16 protein-coding genes and 2 tRNA genes are annotated in these 16,266 nt (G+C 68.5%); 7 read left to right on the top strand and 11 right to left on the bottom strand.

Features of this window, described 5'->3' with window-relative positions:
* Positions 1–47 precede the first annotated feature (47 nt).
* Complete coding sequence (locus ISO16_RS00640) at positions 48–716, top strand: TetR/AcrR family transcriptional regulator (protein ID WP_072635029.1); 669 nt, start codon at positions 48–50, stop codon at positions 714–716.
* A 139-nt stretch (positions 717–855) separates the two neighbouring features.
* On the opposite strand, the gene ISO16_RS00635 is transcribed toward ISO16_RS00640, so the two are convergent.
* Positions 856–1,728, bottom strand: a complete 873-nt coding sequence (locus tag ISO16_RS00635; protein WP_072635028.1) for a shikimate dehydrogenase — start codon at positions 1,726–1,728, stop codon at positions 856–858.
* A 102-nt stretch (positions 1,729–1,830) separates the two neighbouring features.
* Between ISO16_RS00635 and ISO16_RS00630 the strand changes: the two genes are divergently transcribed.
* Together ISO16_RS00630 and ISO16_RS00625 are read left to right on the top strand one after the other, a co-directional pair.
* Positions 1,831–2,481, top strand: a complete 651-nt coding sequence (locus tag ISO16_RS00630; RefSeq protein WP_006937295.1) for a TetR family transcriptional regulator — start codon at positions 1,831–1,833, stop codon at positions 2,479–2,481.
* A gap of 166 nt (positions 2,482–2,647) precedes the next feature.
* Positions 2,648–3,991, top strand: coding sequence for an MFS transporter (locus ISO16_RS00625; protein WP_083662493.1), 1,344 nt, complete (start codon positions 2,648–2,650; stop codon positions 3,989–3,991).
* Positions 3,992–4,208: 217 nt separating this feature from the next.
* On the opposite strand, the gene clpX is transcribed toward ISO16_RS00625, so the two are convergent.
* From clpX to ISO16_RS00600, 5 genes are all read right to left on the bottom strand, one after another.
* A complete protein-coding gene (clpX, locus tag ISO16_RS00620) occupies positions 4,209–5,486 on the bottom strand; it encodes an ATP-dependent Clp protease ATP-binding subunit ClpX (RefSeq protein ID WP_003938129.1) in 1,278 nt (425 codons plus the stop codon).
* A 228-nt stretch (positions 5,487–5,714) separates the two neighbouring features.
* Complete coding sequence (locus tag ISO16_RS00615) at positions 5,715–6,377, bottom strand: ATP-dependent Clp protease proteolytic subunit (protein WP_006937299.1); 663 nt, start codon at positions 6,375–6,377, stop codon at positions 5,715–5,717.
* Positions 6,378–6,426: 49 nt separating this feature from the next.
* A complete protein-coding gene (locus tag ISO16_RS00610) occupies positions 6,427–7,053 on the bottom strand; it encodes an ATP-dependent Clp protease proteolytic subunit (protein ID WP_003938127.1) in 627 nt (208 codons plus the stop codon).
* A 181-nt stretch (positions 7,054–7,234) separates the two neighbouring features.
* Positions 7,235–8,611, bottom strand: a complete 1,377-nt coding sequence (tig, locus tag ISO16_RS00605) for a trigger factor (RefSeq protein ID WP_072635098.1) — start codon at positions 8,609–8,611, stop codon at positions 7,235–7,237.
* Between the two features lie 79 nt (positions 8,612–8,690).
* Positions 8,691–8,767, bottom strand: a tRNA-Pro gene (locus tag ISO16_RS00600).
* Between the two features lie 138 nt (positions 8,768–8,905).
* Here ISO16_RS00600 and ISO16_RS00595 point away from each other — a divergent pair.
* A tRNA-Gly gene (locus ISO16_RS00595) sits at positions 8,906–8,979 on the top strand.
* 8 nt (positions 8,980–8,987) lie between these two features.
* Here the strand turns inward: ISO16_RS00595 and ISO16_RS00590 are convergent.
* The 5 genes from ISO16_RS00590 to ISO16_RS00570 all read right to left on the bottom strand — a co-directional run bounded on the left by ISO16_RS00590 (position 8,988) and on the right by ISO16_RS00570 (position 12,972).
* Positions 8,988–9,356: a carboxymuconolactone decarboxylase family protein gene (locus tag ISO16_RS00590; RefSeq protein ID WP_029543093.1), complete on the bottom strand. Its 369-nt coding sequence runs from the start codon at positions 9,354–9,356 to the stop codon at positions 8,988–8,990.
* A gap of 60 nt (positions 9,357–9,416) precedes the next feature.
* Entirely contained in the window at positions 9,417–10,808 is a 1,392-nt protein-coding gene (locus ISO16_RS00585) for a wax ester/triacylglycerol synthase family O-acyltransferase (RefSeq protein ID WP_230304458.1), read from the bottom strand.
* 169 nt (positions 10,809–10,977) lie between these two features.
* Positions 10,978–11,148, bottom strand: a complete 171-nt coding sequence (locus tag ISO16_RS00580) for a hypothetical protein (RefSeq protein ID WP_170914070.1) — start codon at positions 11,146–11,148, stop codon at positions 10,978–10,980.
* Positions 11,149–11,185: 37 nt separating this feature from the next.
* A complete protein-coding gene (gene trxA / locus ISO16_RS00575) occupies positions 11,186–11,560 on the bottom strand; it encodes a thioredoxin (protein ID WP_043796566.1) in 375 nt (124 codons plus the stop codon).
* A gap of 32 nt (positions 11,561–11,592) precedes the next feature.
* Positions 11,593–12,972: an MBL fold metallo-hydrolase gene (locus ISO16_RS00570; protein WP_006942079.1), complete on the bottom strand. Its 1,380-nt coding sequence runs from the start codon at positions 12,970–12,972 to the stop codon at positions 11,593–11,595.
* 259 nt (positions 12,973–13,231) lie between these two features.
* On the opposite strand from ISO16_RS00570, the gene ISO16_RS00565 reads away from it, so the two are divergent.
* From ISO16_RS00565 to ISO16_RS00555, 3 genes are all read left to right on the top strand, one after another.
* Positions 13,232–13,831 carry a rhodanese-like domain-containing protein gene (locus ISO16_RS00565; RefSeq protein WP_006930562.1) on the top strand — a complete coding sequence of 200 codons (600 nt, stop codon included), beginning with the start codon at positions 13,232–13,234 and terminating at the stop codon, positions 13,829–13,831.
* A 2-nt stretch (positions 13,832–13,833) separates the two neighbouring features.
* Complete coding sequence (locus ISO16_RS00560) at positions 13,834–14,712, top strand: sulfite exporter TauE/SafE family protein (RefSeq protein WP_006930561.1); 879 nt, start codon at positions 13,834–13,836, stop codon at positions 14,710–14,712.
* 166 nt (positions 14,713–14,878) lie between these two features.
* Entirely contained in the window at positions 14,879–16,252 is a 1,374-nt protein-coding gene (locus ISO16_RS00555; protein WP_072635022.1) for a wax ester/triacylglycerol synthase domain-containing protein, read from the top strand.
* Positions 16,253–16,266 lie beyond the last annotated feature (14 nt).

The raw sequence follows: 16,266 nt of genomic DNA, 5'->3' as shown, positions 1-16,266 counted from the left end.
GAAGTTCTTATTAATTGGAAAGTCGAACTTCTTAGTACAGTGGACGCATGGCAGTGTCAACAGGTCGTCTCGCTCTGCTGGATGCCGCGGAGGAACTCGTCGCCCGTCGCGGCATCCACGGCGTCTCGGCGCGCGAGGTGGTCACAGCCGCCGGTCAGCGCAACAATTCGGCGATCGCCTATCACTTCGGCTCGTGGCACGGACTGCTCGACGCGGTCTGGAGCCGGCACGCGCCGCGCGTCAACGCCCAGCGGGCGGCACTGACGGACGCAGCCCACCTCGACGGCTCCCCGGCACTCGAACGGCTCGTCTATGCCTACGTCCATCCGCTCGTCACCGAGATCGCCCGCGGAAGGCCCAGCTACTGGGCTCGCTTCAACGAGCAGTGGCTCGCCACCGCCCCCCTGGTGTTCCTGGCGGCCCCCCAGCCGGGGGCCGTCCAGGCCGACTACTACCCGTCCGACGAGTCGCTCACCGTCCTCGCCTCCCTCCTGGAGACGATCGCGCAGTGTCTCGACCTCCCCGAAGCCGGCGCCCGTCGGCGCGTGGGGCTGACGGTGCGCTTCGTCATCGGCTCGTTCGCCTCGTGGGAGCGCGCCCACGAGGCCGGGGACGCGACCGACCTGTCCACCTTCGAGTCGGAGATCGTCGAGCTCGCTTGCGCAATGTTGCGCGTGCCGGGCGGTAATTCGGCGCCGTCGTCCCGACCGCGGTGACACGGCGCCGTCGTCCCGACCGCGGTGACTCGGCGCCGTCGTCCCGACCGCGGTGACTCGGCGCCGTCGTCCCGACCGCGGTGACTCGGCGCCGTCGTCCCGACCGCGGTGAGGCGGCGCCGTCGTCCCCACGGACAGATCAGGCCGGCACCCGCTCCGCCTCGATCAGGGCCGTCATGTGGGCAAGCATGCGGTCGGCGTCGGGCTCCACCTCGGTGAAGATGCGGAATGCGTCGACGGCCTGGAAGACGGCCATGCCCGCGCCGGTGAGGGTCGGGGCGCCGAGTGCGCGGGCACGCAGGACGAGTTCGGTCTCGATGGGCCGGTAGACGACCTCGGCGACCCACAGGTCGGGGCGCAGCAGTGCCGGGTCGAAGGCCGTTCCGGGATGTGCGGCCATGCCGACGGGCGTCGCGTGGATCAGGCCGTCCGCGGCGGCCAGCAGCCGCGGCAGCTCGGCCGGCGTCGCGGACGAGACGGCAACGTCCGGGAACAGCACGGTGAGCGTGTCGCGCAGCGCGGTGGCGCGCGCGAGGTCGGGATCGACGACGGTGAACGCGCGCACCCCGCGGGTGAGCGCGGCGTACGCGACCGCCGCCCCGGCCCCACCGGCTCCGAGCTGGACGACCGCGTCGAGCGCGACGCCGGGGAGTCCGCGGTCGAAGTTGCGGCCGAAGCCCGACCAGTCGGTGTTGTGACCGATCGCGCGCCCGCCGTCGAACAGCACGGTGTTGACGGCGCCGAGGCGGCTCGCCTCGGGCGACAGGTCGTCGAGGTGGTCGAGGACGGCCTGCTTGCAGGGATGGGTGATGTTCAGACCCCGGAAGCCCAGCTCGCGCGCGGTGCGCAGCAGCCGCGGCAGGTCGACGACCGAGAGGCCCAGCTCGTCGAGGTCGATGATCTTGTAGACGTAGCGCAGGCCCTGCCGCGCGCCCTCCTCCTCGTGCATCGGGGGTGTCAGCGAGGCACCGATGCCGGTTCCGATGAGGCCGCAGAGAATCGAGTCGGTCATGGCGGGCCTTTCACGTCACAATGTACGAACTAGTGAGTTACAAGCCATAGCGTACGGCCACGGGCGGCACGGAGACAAGACCCCGGTCGATAGGGTGGCGCCATGGCACCCGAGCAGACGACCGGCCGACGACGCCGCAACAGCGACCTCACCAGGGAGAACATCCTCGAGGTGGCCACCGCGGAGTTCGCGGACAAGGGACTGTCGGGAGCCCGGGTCGACGAGATCGCCGAGCGCACGCAGACCACCAAGCGGATGATCTACTACTACTTCGGCGACAAGGAGGGCCTCTACCGGGCCGTCCTCGAGAGCTCCTACGGGACGATCCGCGCCCAGGAGCGCGAGCTGGACCTCGAAGACCTCGGCCCCGTCGACGCCATCCGCGTGCTGGCCGAGGCCACGTTCGACCACCACGACCAGCATCCCGACTTCATCCGCATCGTCGCCAACGAGAACATGCTCCGGGGCGAGCACATCCGGCAGTCTCCCCATCTCGCCGGCCTGGGCGCCCCCGCCGTCGACGTGCTCACCGGCATCCTCGAACGCGGCCGGGCCGACGGCCTCTTCCGCGACGACGTCGACGCCCTCGACGTCCACCTGGTGATCAGCAGTTTCTGCGTCTTCCGCACCGCCAACCGGTACACCTGGCAGGCCCTGTTCGACCAGGACCTCGCCGCGGACGAGCTGCGAACCAGGCATCGGAGGATGCTGGGCGACCTCCTCGTCGCGTTCCTGACGACCCTGCCCGACTGATGGACCTCGGGGGAATGCGCACGGAGACGCGTTCCGAAATTTTATGAACTATCTAGTTCATACATCTTGCGTTCACCGTGTGATGGCGCCTACATTCGAGACAACGCAGTACGAACCCGGGTTCGTATCTCGAACATCCCCTCCCCTTTTCCGCACAGGAGACGCGATGACCGCGCACACCCTCGACACGCCGGAGAATTCCGGTATGACGACCGAAACCCGCCCGCACGACACCACCAAGGTCAAGCGCGCAGCGTCGTCGGCCTTCCTCGGCAGCATGCTCGAGTACTACGACTTCTACATCTACGCATCCGCCGCCGCCCTGATCTTCCCGACCGTGTTCTTTTCCGACAGCGGCCACGCGGCGCTGCTGTCCCTGTCGACCTTCGGTGTCGCCTACGTCGCGCGGCCGCTCGGCGCCGTGGTGCTCGGCCACTTCGGTGACCGGGTCGGACGCAAGAACGTCATGCTGTTCACGCTCATCCTCATGGGCGTCGCCACCTTCGGCATCGGCCTGATCCCCAGCGCCGAGTCGATCGGCGTACTCGCCCCCGCGCTGCTCGTGTTGATGCGAATCTTCCAGGGCATCTCCGCCGCCGGCGAGCAGTCCGGCGCCAGCTCGCTGACTCTCGAGCACGCCCCGCAGAACCGGCGAGCATTCTTCGCGAGCTGGACGCTCAACGGCACCCAGGCCGGCTTCATCCTCGCCAGCCTGGTGTTCCTGCCCGTCGCGGCCATGCCCGACGACATCCTCTACAGCTGGGGCTGGCGCGTACCGTTCTGGGGCAGCCTGTTCGTGCTGGCCGCCGCGTACGTCATGCGGCTCAAGCTCGAGGAGCCCGAGGAGTTCGCGGAGACCAAGAAGTCCCACGAGGTCGCCAAGCTGCCGGTCGCCGACCTGCTGCGCACCCATCCGGCCAACCTGACCCGGGTGATCTTCTGCGCCTTCGTCGCCGTCGTGAGCACCATCTTCTCCGTGTTCGGCCTGGCGTTCGCGACCAGCGCCGAGGTGGGCATCGCCAAGTCGACGATGCTGGGGGTCGCGATCGCCGCCAACGCCGTCGCCTTGTTCAGCCAGCCCGCCCTCGCCGCCTTGTCGGATCGCGTCGGCCGTAAGCCCGTCTTCGTCACCGGCGTCCTCGGCTCGGCGGTGTTCATCTTCGTGTACTTCCAGGCCATCTCCACGGGCAACGTCGCGCTGATCTTCGCCGCCGGCATCGCCCTGATGGGCCTGCTCTACGCCGCGCCCAACGCGATCTGGCCGGCGTTCTACGCCGAGATGTTCAACACCAAGGTCCGCTACTCCGGCATGGCGATCGGCACCCAGCTCGGCTTCGCCATCGCCGGCTTCGCCCCCGCCATCGGCACCGCGCTCATGGGCGGCGATCCGACGAACTGGTTGCCCGTCGCCCTCCTGACGTCCGGCGCCTGCCTGGTGTGCGCCGTGTCCGCCCTGTCGGCGAAGGAAACCTTCCGCACCCCGCTGCGCGAACTCGGCAACCGCATCTGACCTCCGCTTACGTGGCCGAATGTCACACCACGTCGCTTCGAGTGACGTGATGTGACATTCGGCCACTGCGGCGTCGCGGGCACTGCGGCGTCGCGGCCACTGCGGCGTCGCGGGCACTGTGGCGTCGCGGCCACCGCGGCGTCGCAGGCTCCGGCGGAAGCACCCCACCTACGGCGAAGGCCCCGGCACGGATGCCGGGGCCTTTCACGCGGTTGGATCAGGCGGTCTTGTCGCGACGCTCCCGTTCGGGTTTGCGCGGCACGATAGTCGGCAGCACGTTGTCGTTGACGGTTTCGGCGGTGACGACCACCTTGGCGACGTCGTCGCGGCTCGGGATGTCGTACATCACCGGCAGCAGGACCTCTTCCATGATGGCGCGCAGGCCGCGGGCACCGGTACCACGCAGGATCGCCTGATCGGCGACAGCTTCCAGCCCGTCCTGGGTGAACTCCAGCTCCACCCCGTCCATCTCGAAGAGCCGGACGTACTGCTTGACGAGCGCGTTCTTCGGCTCCGACAGGATCTGTACCAGCGAATCCTTGTCCAGGTTCGTCACCGAGGCGACGACCGGCAGGCGGCCGATGAACTCGGGAATGAGACCGAACTTGATCAGATCCTCGGGCATGACCTCGGCGAAGTGGTCGGTGGTGTCGATCTCGGCCTTGGACTTCACCTCGGCGCCGAAGCCGATTCCGCGCTTGCCGACCCGGTCCGAGACGATCCTCTCGAGCCCGGCGAACGCACCGGCGACGATGAACAGCACGTTGGTGGTGTCGATCTGGATGAATTCCTGGTGCGGATGCTTGCGTCCGCCCTGCGGCGGCACCGACGCCTGGGTGCCCTCGAGGATCTTCAGCAGCGCCTGCTGGACGCCCTCACCGGACACGTCGCGGGTGATCGACGGGTTCTCGCTCTTGCGGGCGATCTTGTCGACCTCGTCGATGTAGATGATCCCGGTCTCGGCGCGCTTGACGTCGTAGTCGGCCGCCTGGATGAGCTTGAGGAGGATGTTCTCGACGTCCTCACCGACGTAGCCGGCCTCGGTCAGGGCGGTGGCGTCGGCGATCGCGAACGGCACGTTCAGCATCTTCGCCAGCGTCTGCGCCAGGTACGTCTTCCCGCAGCCGGTGGGCCCGAGCAGCAGGATGTTCGACTTGGCCAGCTCGACCGACTCACCCCGGGTGTCGCGGGCCTTCTCCCCCGCCTGGATCCGCTTGTAGTGGTTGTAGACCGCCACCGCCAGGGTCCGCTTCGCGGAGTCCTGCCCGATGACGTAGTTGTCGAGGAACTCGCGGATCTCGGCCGGCTTGGGCAACTCGTCGAGCTTGACCTCGTTGGACTCGGCCAGTTCTTCCTCGATGATCTCGTTGCACAGGTCGATGCACTCGTCGCAGATGTAGACCCCTGGGCCCGCAATGAGCTTCTTGACCTGCTTCTGGCTCTTTCCGCAGAAAGAGCATTTCAACAGGTCGCCCCCGTCACCGATACGTGCCATCTGTCAGGTCCCTACTTCCTCGTAAGCGTGCAACCGATCCCGCGACCGCCGACAGCGCCGGTCCGGGGAGCGGGCCCTTGGAACGACCGTACCCGGAGACTGCGACGGCGGTCGACCGGTTCCGGGCGATTCGGGCCATATTTTGTGCGGGGCGGCGGTAATGCCGCTCGAGCACACCGGCCCGGCCGCGAAGGCGCGCGAGGCGCGCTCCGGGCCGGGCCGAGGCGGTTACTTCTGAGCCGAGAGCTTGCGGTACTCGAGCACGTTGTCGATCAGACCGTAGTCGACGGCCTCCGCGGCGGTGAGGATCTTGTCGCGGTCGGTGTCCTTGCGGATCTGCTCGGGGTCCTTGCCGGTGTGCTTGGCCAGGGTCGTCTCCATCAGGCGGCGCATGCGCTCGATCTCCGCGGCCTGGATCTCGAGGTCGGACACCTGGCCCTGGATGCCGCCGGTGGCGGGCTGGTGGATGAGCACGCGCGCGTTGGGCAGGGCGAGCCGCTTGCCGGGGGTACCGGCGGCGAGCAGCACCGCCGCGGCCGAGGCGGCCTGGCCGAGGCACACGGTCGTGATGTCGGCACGCACGTACTGCATGGTGTCGTAGATCGCCATCAGCGACGTGAACGAGCCGCCGGGCGAGTTGATGTACATCGTGATGTCGCGGTCCGGGTCCAGCGACTCGAGCACCAGTAGCTGCGCCATGACGTCGTTGGCCGAGGCGTCGTCCACTTGCACGCCGAGGAAGATGATGCGTTCCTCGAACAGCTTGTTGTACGGGTTGGACTCCTTGACCCCGTAGCTCGAGTGCTCGATGAACGAGGGCAGGATGTAGCGGCTCGCGGGGGAAGCCGGAGCTTGGCCGCCGAGCTGGCGCGGATCGAACAGGTTGGTCATCGCTTCTCCAGGAATTCGTGGGGCGTAGAGCGGATCGGAGGGCTCGGAACTAGTTGCCGGTGCCGCCGGCCTGCTGCGCCCGCGAGACGACATGGTCGACGAAGCCGTACTCGAGTGCTTCCTTGGCGGTGAACCAGCGGTCGCGGTCCGAGTCCTTCGTGATCTGCTCGACGGTCTGGCCGGTGTGCTCGGCGATCAGTTCCGCCATCTCCCGCTTGGTGTGCGCGAACTGTTCCGCCATGATCGCGATGTCGCTGGCCGTGCCGCCGATACCGGCGGACGGCTGGTGCATCATGATCCGCGCGTGCGGCAGGGCGTACCGCTTGCCCCGCGTGCCGGCCGAGAGCAGGAACTGCCCCATGGAGGCGGCCAGGCCCATCGCGAAGGTCGCCACGTCGCACTCGACGAACTTCATGGTGTCGTAGATCGCCATGCCGGCGGTGACGGATCCACCCGGGGAGTTGATGTAGAGGGAGATGTCGCGCGTCGGGTCCTCCGCGGACAGCAGCAGGATCTGCGCGCAGAGCTTGTTCGCGATGTCGTCGTCGACCTGGGTACCGAGGAAGATGATCCGCTCGCGCAGCAGCCGCTCGTAGACCGAGTCGCTGAGGTTGAGCCCAGCGGTGGCCGAGGTCATCGTGGGACCGATGGATGTCGCCGGATTCTGAGGAGTCACGGTACCTGCCTTCTCGTCAATCGTGGATTGCTGACACTGACAGTAACGAAGTGGGGCGGCACCGGATGCCCGGTGCCGCCCCACTTCGCTCAAAGCGGAAATTTCCGCTCTGCGTTCCCTGCGCAGAACCGTTGCGACGTCGCACATGCAATCGCGCGGCGCCGCAACGGGTCTCGCTCTACTACTCGGAGTCGCCCTCGCCGGCCGGAGCCTCGGCGTCCTCGGACTCGGCGTCGCCCTTCGTGCCGAACAGCTCGGAGGTGTCGATCGTGGCGCCACTGGTGTCGGTGACCGTGGCCCGGTCCACGACGTTGCCGAGGGCCTTGCCGCGCCGGACGTCCGCGTAGACGGCACCGAGCTGGTTCGCCTGGCCGATCTGCTGGATGAACTGCTCCGGCGGGATGCCGTAGCGCTGCGCCTGGAAGAAGATGCGCTCGGTGAGCTCCTCCTGCTCGACGGTGGTGCCCTCGGCCTCGGCGATCGCGTCGAGCAGCAGCTGCACCTTCACGGCGCGCTCGGCCGACTCGCGGGTGTCGTTGTCGAATTCCTCGCGGCTCGAGCCCTGCTCCTCGAGAAGCTGGTTGAGCTTGGTCTCGTCGTGGTCGAGCGCGTGGATGGCATCGTGCAGGGCGCCGTCGATCTCGGCCTGGACGACGGCCTCGGGCAGCGGCACCTCCACTGCCTCGAGCAGGGCGTCGAGAACCTTGTCGCGGATCTGACCGGCCTGCTCGACCTTCTTGACGCGGGAGACCCGCTCGCGCAGGTCGGCCTTGAGCTCCTCGAGGGTGTCGAACTCGCTCGCGAGCTGCGCGAATTCGTCGTCCTCGGCGGGCAGCTCGCGCTCCTTGACGCTGTTCACCGTGACGGTGACCACGGCCTCCTCGCCGGCATGCTCACCGGCGACGAGCGTGGTGGTGAACTCCTTCGACTCGCCCGCGGACAGGCCGACGAGCGCCTCGTCGAGGCCGTCGATGAGCTGGCCCGAACCGACCTCGTGGGACAGACCGGTGGTGGAGGCCTCGGGGACCTCCTCGCCGCCGACGGTGGCGGACAGGTCGATGGACACGAAGTCGCCGTCCTGCACCGGCCGCTCGACACCGGTGAGGGTGCCGAAGCGCTGACGCAGCGACAGCAGCTGCTCCTCGACCGCCTCGTCGGTGACCTCGACGGGATCGACGGTGACCGCGATGGCGGAGAAGTCGGGGAGGGTGATCTCCGGCCGGACGTCGACCTCGGCGGTGAAGACGAGCTCGACGTTGTCCTCGAGCTTGGTGATGTCGACCTCGGGCTGGCCGATGACCTTGACCTCGTTGGCGGTCACGGCCTCGCTGTAGCGGGCCGGGATGGCGTCGTTGACGACCTGCTCGAGCACGGCGCCACGTCCGACGCGGGCCTCGAGCAGCTTGCGCGGGGCCTTGCCGGGCCGGAAGCCGGGAAGGCGGATCTGGCTGGCGAGGGCCTTGAACGCGCGGTCGAAATCAGGCTGGAGCTCCTCGAAGGGCACCTCAACGTTGATACGGACTCGCGTCGGGCTGAGCTGCTCGACGGTGCTCTTCACGGACATGCTCCTTCTGTCGTGCTCGTTGGTCGTTCGATCAAGCTGTCACCGGGTGCTCGGTCGTCCACCCGGTTCTTCCTGGTCGGGATGACAGGATTTGAACCTGCGACCCTCCGCTCCCAAAGCGGATGCGCTACCAAGCTGCGCCACATCCCGTCAACACCGGCACCCGGAACCTTCCGGGGACCCGAGGGAGAATCCTACGGCCCCCCGATTATGAAATCCAAAGCGAGGTTCGGTACAGTCTGTTCCTGCACGCGGCAGACCCGGCGATCCCGGGTCGATCGCATGCATGGGGATGTAGCTCAATGGTAGAGCCCCAGTCTTCCAAACTGGCTACGCGGGTTCGATTCCCGTCATCCCCTCCACCGGACCGTCACCGGTCCCGCTGTTCCTCCGCGTCGGCGAATTCGCAGAACGCGGTGTAAGCCCGCGACCCGTAGATCGTCGCCGGGCCGCCCTGCATCAGAAATGCGACCCCGATCGCCTCGGCGGCCTCCTGCCTGCTCGCCCCGGCCCGGACGGCGCTGCGAGCATGGGAGGCGATGCAGCCGTCGCATTCGTCGACGACGCCGATCGCGAGCGCGATCAGTTCCTTGGTCCTGGTATCCAGGGCCCCGGGGGCGAAGGCGGCCTTGCTGAGGGCATTGAAACCCTGATACACCTCGGGAATCGCCGCGCGCAGCGCCCGGTGCTGCGGATTCAGTGCGTTCAGGACTTCCTGGTAGTGCCCGTGCTCGCTCATGAGCCGACGGTAGACATCCACACCCGGCACGGACACCGAATCGGCGGATTCACGTCGCCGTCACACGGCGTGCGAGAGGCGGAGCAGCCCGTCGATCTCCTCGGTGAAGGCGCGGACGAGATTCTCGGGATCGGGCACCCGGTCCGCGTCCGCCTTGAACCCCACCCGGACCTTGCCGCTGTAGCTGAAGATCGAGACGCCGAGGGTCTGATCGCCGGCGCCCGGCACCCAGGCGAGCACACCGCGGATCTTCGCCCCCGCCATGTACCGGTCGCTCGTGGGACCGGGAACATTGGTGGTCACCCCGATCGCCTTGCCGGAGAAGAAGTCCACGAAGAACCGTTCCAGCTCCGGACCGGTCCGTCCGATCGCCTTGATCAGGCCGAACGTGAGCGTCACCTCGGGAGAGTCCTTGATGACCTCCATCCGCCGGTGGGTCTCGACGATGCGTTCGAGCGGGGTCTCCAGTGCCGACGGGTACTTGAAGAGCACCAGAGCGAACTGATTCCCGAGTTCCTTCGGCAGGGGCTTGTCGAGGGGGCGAACGTTGACCGGCACCATCGTGGGCACGTCCTGCGGCTCGCCGCCGTGCTCGCGGATGTACGTCGCGAGCGCCCCGGCGACGGCTCCCATGAGCACGTCGTTGACGGTGGTGCCGGTCCGGTGACCGATGTGCTTGATGTCGTCGAGCGGAAAGGGCTCACACCACACCGCCCGTTTGGCCGTTCCTGGTTCGCCACTGAGCGGAGTGTGCGGTTTGGGGCCGAGCACGAGCTTGTTCGCGATCTCGCCGGTGCGTTCGGCCTGGGTGAAGGCGTCGCCGAGGACATGCGGATCGAGCAGCTTGGGCAGGTCGAGCAGCATGTGCGCAGCGCCGGACGCCGCACTGGCGGTGTTCGACACCGCGGCCCCCGCGAACTTGGCGGCCCCCTCGAGGAGACCGGCATGGTGCTCGGGCACGGCGGTCGGGGCGTCGTCGAGGTCGCTGTCCGGGGTCTCCCCCGTCATCGAGAGCATCACCTGGTTGAGGGCGATGCCGTCACCGATGCAGTGGTGGAGCCGGGTGTAGATCACGGCTCCGTGCCGGTATCCGTCGATGAGGTGCATCTCCCACAGCGGGCGGCGACGATCGAACGGCACCGGCATCCGCCGTTCGATGTACCGCTGCAGCGTCGCGTCGTCGCTGCGGGGCAGGGTCGTCCGGATCAGGTGGTCGTCGAGGTCGAACTCCGGGTCGTCCTCCCAATGCGGCGACCCGACATGCGTGCGCGGTTGCACCGGCCGCTGCCGGAACGACGGGTAGGTGTCGACGAATCGTCGCTGCACGAGGGACACCACGCGCGACCAGTCGACGGGGCCCTCGAAGAACATCAGCGAGTCGATGATCATGAGGTTCTCGGGTCGGTCCATGTTGAGCCAGATGGTGTCCACCGGCCCCATCGCTCTGTTCACCGTGGCCGTCCCTTCTCGAGTGGGCGTTTACGAGTTTTTCACCGGTCGGCCGACCGCGGAAGGGTAATTGGCCCTCGGCCTGCTACGCGAACACCCCGCCCTGCTCGAGCAGGGCGGGGTGTTGCCGCGGCGGAGAGTGCGGTGGAGGCGCAGTCTCCTCGAGGTGCGGTCAGCGGCGGAAGAGCGCGCCGAGGGTGCGTGCCTGCGCCCCCGCGGCGGTGTCCTGGCCGCAGGTGCAGCGGTCGGGTGCGGGCACGGAGCGCATGACGGCGTCGACGTGCTGGCCGCAGCCGCCCCAGCCGGTCTTTCCGCAGTTCGGGCAGGTGACGGGGTAACACATAGGGGTCCTCCTCGGGACGGGTAACGGGGGTGGCGGGTCAGGCGCCGGCGGCGGCCTTGTGTTCGGCGACCTGGGCGTGGACCTCGGCCATGTTCAGGGCCTTGATCTGCCCGATGAGGTCTTCGAGGGCGGCCGCGGGCAGGGCGCCGGGCTGGGCGTAGACCAGCACGCCCTCGCGGAACGCCATGATCGTGGGGATCGAGCGGATGTCGGCCATGGCGGCGAGCTGCTGCTCGGCCTCGGTGTCGACCTTGGCGTGCACGACGTCCGGGTGCGCGGCCGAGGACTTGTCGAACACGGGGGCGAACGCCCGGCACGGACCGCACCACGAGGCCCAGAAGTCGACCAGGACGATGTCGTTGTCGGTGATCGTGGACTCGAAGTCCGCGAGGGTGAGATTCGTCGTTGCCATCGGGGGTTCCTTTCGTTCTCCTCGGGTGCCGGTCAGGCGGGGACGTGGGCCTCGGCCCAGGCGTTGTAACCGCCGAGCAGGTCCGAGACGTTGTCGAAGCCCTGCGCCCGCAGCAGCGACGCGGCCACACTCGAACGCCACCCACCGGCGCAGTGCACCACGATCGGCTTGCCGGTCGGCACCTGCCCGAGCCGGGTCCGCAGCTGCGCCAACGGGATCGGCACCGCCCCCGGAATCACCCCGAACTCCCGTTCACCGGGATTACGGATGTCGACCAGCGTCACCGCATCGGCGGCGAGCAACTCGTCGAGCTGCGCGACGGTGGTCCGCGGCGCGGTCTGCACCAGATCCGCCAGCTCCGCCGGGAACACCCCGTCGTGATCGACGGTGAGATAACCGGCCGCGTTGTCCGACCCGATCCGGGCCAGCCGCACCGCCGCGTCCTGCTCCTCCCCCGGATAGGTGATCAACACGATCTTCTCCCCCACCTCGGCGACCATCCCGCCGGTCTCGGCGAACCGGCCGTCGAACCCGACGTTGACCGACCCGCGCAGATGCCCCGCCGCGAAGTCGTCCACACCGCGCGCATCGAGCACCCGGGTCCCGGCGGCCAGCTCCGCCCGCACCCGCGCCGGGCTCAGCTCCGGGATGGTGCGCCCCCGATCGAGCAGCGGATGCACGCTCTTGTTCAACCCGGCATCGACCGAGAAGTAGGCCGGCGCGGCCGGCTGCCCCTCGGTGACCAACGCCACGAACGCCTCCTCGCTCATCGGCTGCACCGACGGATTGCTCACCCGCTGCTCCCCGATCGTCGAGGTCAGCTCCGTCGACAGGTTCTTCCCGCACGACGAGCCGGCACCGTGCGCGGGCAGCACCGTGACCGCATCGGGCAGGGTCAGCAGCTTCTCGTGCACCGTGTGGTACATCGCCCGCGCCAGATCCTCGGTCGACGAATCCCCCAGATTCACCAGGTCCGGACGGCCCACATCACCGATGAACAACGAATCCCCGGTCAGCACCGCGGCCGGGGTCGCCCCCGGATGCTCGCGCACCAGCACCGAGATCGACTCCCAGGTGTGCCCCGGGGTGGCCAGGATCTCGAGGTCCACCTCCCCGAGGGACAGGTGCTCGCCGTCGCGCAGCCGCCGGATCGGGTAGTCCGCCTCGGCGGCCTCCCCGAACCCGATCCACGCCCCGGTCGCCTCGAGCAGCTCCAGATGCCCGGAGACGAAATCCGCGTGGAAATGCGTGTTGATCACACCCTCGATGCGCAGCCCGTGCCGCGCGGCGTCGTCGAGGTACTCGGTGACATCGCGGCGCGGATCGACCACCACCGCCCGGCCGGTGCCCTCGTCACCGATCAGGTACGACGCGTGCGACAGGCACTCGATGTAGTACTGCTCGAGAATCATTCGGATCTCCCTCTCCTCGGTCACCAAGACCGGTGGCGTTCTGCGTTGACCCATCCTGACATATACCCCCATGGGTATGTCAAGTACCCCCTGGGGTATACCGGGGAAGCACGTCGCACCGCCGCCACGACCCCGCCGGCACGCCTTGCACATACCCCCTCCCGTATGCTTATCATTGCTGCGGGCATACCCCCCGGGGTTTATGCACGAAGCCCGATCGCACACCCCGCGATCACGACCACCGATCCGAAAGGCCCCCATGACCGAGCCGAGTCCCGCCACCCTCGATCCCACCGCCCTGCGCGAGCTCCTCGACTCCGGCAAGAACGTCCGCGTCGTGGACGTCCGCACGCCCGGCGAGTTCGAGTCCGTGCACATTCCCGGCGCCTACAACGTCCCCCTGGACCTGCTGCGCGAGCACCGCGACGAGTTCCTCGCCCACCTCGACGAGAACGTCGTCCTCGTGTGCCGGTCGGGCCAGCGCGCCACCCAGGCCGAGGAGACTCTCCGCACCGCCGGGCTGTTCAACGTGCACATCCTCGAGGGCGGCATGATGGGCTGGGAAGCCAAGGGCTTCACCGTCAACCGCGGCACCGAGCGCTGGGACCTCGAACGCCAGGTCCGCCTCGTCGCCGGCTCCATCGTGCTGACCTCCGTCCTCGGCAGCATCGCGGTACCCAAGCTCAAGTGGCTCGCCGCCGGCGTCGGCGGCGGCCTGAGCTTCGCCGCGCTCTCCAACACCTGCGCGATGGGCATGGTGCTCTCCAAGCTGCCCTACAACCGCGGCGCCTCGTGTGATCCGCAGACCATCGTCGCCCAGCTGGTCGACTCGAAGACCGCTACGGCCGAAAGGAACTGATCATGATCGCGCTGACCGTTGCGCTGGCGGTCCTCGTCGGCGTCACCCTCGGATTGCTCGGCGGCGGAGGTTCGATCCTCACCGTCCCGCTGCTGGCGTACGTCGCGGGCATGGATGCCAAGGAAGCCATCGCCACCTCGCTGCTCGTCGTCGGCGTCACCAGCGCGGTCGGCGCGATCTCCCACGCGCGGGCAGGCCGCGTCCAGTGGCGCACCGGCATCCTGTTCGGCCTGGCCGGCATGGCCGGTGCCTACGCCGGCGGCCTGCTCTCGCGTTTCATCCCCGGCAGCATCCTGCTGCTCGCCTTCGCCGCGATGATGATCGCCACCGCCATCGCCATGCTCCGCGGCCGCAAGAACAAGACCACGGGCCCGGACGGCACCCACTCCATGCCGGTCGGCAAGATCCTCCTCGACGGCGTGGTCGTCGGCCTGGTCACCGGCCTCGTCGGCGCCGGGGGCGGCTTCCTGGTCGTGCCGGCCCTGGCCCTGCTCGGCGGACTGCCCATGCCCATCGCCGTCGGCACCTCGCTGATCGTGATCGCCATGAAGTCGTTCGCCGGCCTCGGCGGCTACCTGTCCACGGTGCAGATCGACTGGCGCCTGGCGGCAATGGTCACCGGCGCCGCCGTCGTCGGCAGCCTCATCGGCGGCCGCCTGACCGCCATGGTCGACCCGGACGCGCTGCGCAAGGGCTTCGGCTGGTTCGTCCTGATCATGTCCTCGGTCATCCTCGCCCAGGAGATCCACCCCCTCGTCGGCATCACCGCGGCGGCACTCACCCTCCTCGCCGCCGGCACCACCTACGCCTGCAGCCGCAGCGACCGCTGCCCCCTGCAGCGGCTCGGACGACGGACGGAAGCCGCCACCTCGGCCGCCTGACGGACTCACAACCCGGACGAAAGTCACTATCGGCATCACGGCCCGGCGCCTAGAGTTCGGAGTATCCGCTCCGGATTCCCGCGCCGGGCCGTGATGCCGTCCCGGTTCGAGGTGCGGCCGGAGCGAAACCCGACTGTCGCGGCGGCCCGTGTGAGAAGTTACCGAGATGAGCAACGCATCCGACCGCCACATGCAGCAGACGGACTACCTCACCTGGAGCATGGAGAAGGATCCCGCGCTCCGGTCGACGATCGTGGCCGTCGTCCTGCTCGACGCCTCACCCGACTGGGACCGTCTGTGCGAGATGATGGACCGCGGCACCCGGGAGGTGCCCAGCTTCCGGCATCGCGTGGTCGAGGTGCCGTTCGGTCTCGCGCCGCCGCGATGGGTCGCGGATGCGAACTTCGACCTGTCCTGGCACATGCGCCGGGTCTCCCTTCCCGGGCCGGCGAACTTCGACGACGTCCTCGAGTTCGCCCGGACCACGGCCATGGCCGCGTTCGACAAGGACCGGCCGCTGTGGGAGATGACGGTGGTCGACGGACTCGCCGGCGGTCAGGCCGCGCTGCTGATCAAAGTGCACCACGCCCTCACCGACGGAATCGGCGGTATGCAGATCACCGCGCGGCTGGTCGACTTCGACCGCGACGGCACGCCCCGCGATCCGGCCCCGGAACCGCCCGCCCCGGAATCACCGGACAGCCTCGACCTGGCCGCCGAGGCGATCGGCTGGGACTGGTCCCAGCTCCGCGGACTCGCGGGCCGCGGGCTGGCCTCGATCTGGCCGACCACCCGGGCGGTGGTCACCAACCCGATCGGTTCCGCCCGCAACGCCGCGGGGGTTGCGGCGTCCGTCGCCCGCTACCTGCGCCCGATCCTGCGGCTCGAATCCCCGGTCATGACGGAACGCACCCTCAGCCGCCGGCTCCACGTGATCGACGTCCCGCTCGACCGGCTGCGCGACGCCGCCCACCGCGGCGGCGCCACCCTCAACAGCGCCTTCCTGACCGCCGTCCTCGTCGGCCTGGCCGAATACCACCACCGCCACGGATCCGACGTCGACGAGCTGCGGGTCACGATGCCGCTGAGCATCCGCACCGAGCAGGACACCCTCGGCGGCAACCGGATCAACCTCGCGCGTTTCCCGCTTCCCGTGCGCTCCGACGACCCCCTCACGCTCATGCAGGAGGTGAACAGGATCGTCGAAGGCTGGCGCCACGAGCCGGCGGTGCCGATGGCGCAGACCCTCGCCACCCCCCTCAATCTGCTCCCCCCGGCCGTCGTCGGCGAAATGCTCAAGCACGTCGACTTCCTCGCCTCCAACGTGCCGGGTTCCCCGGTGGCGCTGTACGTCGCCGGCGCGAAGGTGGAACGGTACTACGCCTTCGGCCCCACCCTCGGCTCGGCGTTCAACGTCACCCTGATGTCGTATCTGCACACGTGCTGCGTCGGGTTCACCCTCGACACGGGGGCGATCCCCGACCTCGAGGTGTTCGACGACTGCATGCGCGACGGATTCCACGCCGTCCTCGAAGCCTGACCCGCCGGTAGGCT

The organism is Rhodococcus sp. M8 (genome assembly GCF_015654185.1).
Taxonomy (GTDB): Bacteria; Actinomycetota; Actinomycetes; order Mycobacteriales; family Mycobacteriaceae; genus Rhodococcus; species Rhodococcus aetherivorans.
Note: the sequence above shows the minus strand (reverse complement) of the source record. Positions and strands in the feature narration are given on the sequence as shown.

Excerpts from the sequence above, each read along its gene's own strand:
- ISO16_RS00640 (WP_072635029.1), top strand. The coding sequence starts at position 48 with ATGGCAGTGTCAACAGGTCGTCTCGCTCTGCTGGATGCCGCGGAGGAA.
- ISO16_RS00635 (WP_072635028.1), bottom strand. The coding sequence starts at position 1,728 with ATGACCGACTCGATTCTCTGCGGCCTCATCGGAACCGGCATCGGTGCC.
- ISO16_RS00630 (WP_006937295.1), top strand. The coding sequence starts at position 1,831 with ATGGCACCCGAGCAGACGACCGGCCGACGACGCCGCAACAGCGACCTC.
- ISO16_RS00625 (WP_083662493.1), top strand. The coding sequence starts at position 2,648 with ATGACCGCGCACACCCTCGACACGCCGGAGAATTCCGGTATGACGACC.
- clpX (WP_003938129.1), bottom strand. The coding sequence starts at position 5,486 with ATGGCACGTATCGGTGACGGGGGCGACCTGTTGAAATGCTCTTTCTGC.
- ISO16_RS00615 (WP_006937299.1), bottom strand. The coding sequence starts at position 6,377 with ATGACCAACCTGTTCGATCCGCGCCAGCTCGGCGGCCAAGCTCCGGCT.
- ISO16_RS00590 (WP_029543093.1), bottom strand. The coding sequence starts at position 9,356 with ATGAGCGAGCACGGGCACTACCAGGAAGTCCTGAACGCACTGAATCCG.
- ISO16_RS00580 (WP_170914070.1), bottom strand. The coding sequence starts at position 11,148 with ATGTGTTACCCCGTCACCTGCCCGAACTGCGGAAAGACCGGCTGGGGC.
- trxA (WP_043796566.1), bottom strand. The coding sequence starts at position 11,560 with ATGGCAACGACGAATCTCACCCTCGCGGACTTCGAGTCCACGATCACC.
- ISO16_RS00570 (WP_006942079.1), bottom strand. The coding sequence starts at position 12,972 with ATGATTCTCGAGCAGTACTACATCGAGTGCCTGTCGCACGCGTCGTAC.
- ISO16_RS00565 (WP_006930562.1), top strand. The coding sequence starts at position 13,232 with ATGACCGAGCCGAGTCCCGCCACCCTCGATCCCACCGCCCTGCGCGAG.
- ISO16_RS00560 (WP_006930561.1), top strand. The coding sequence starts at position 13,834 with ATGATCGCGCTGACCGTTGCGCTGGCGGTCCTCGTCGGCGTCACCCTC.
- ISO16_RS00555 (WP_072635022.1), top strand. The coding sequence starts at position 14,879 with ATGAGCAACGCATCCGACCGCCACATGCAGCAGACGGACTACCTCACC.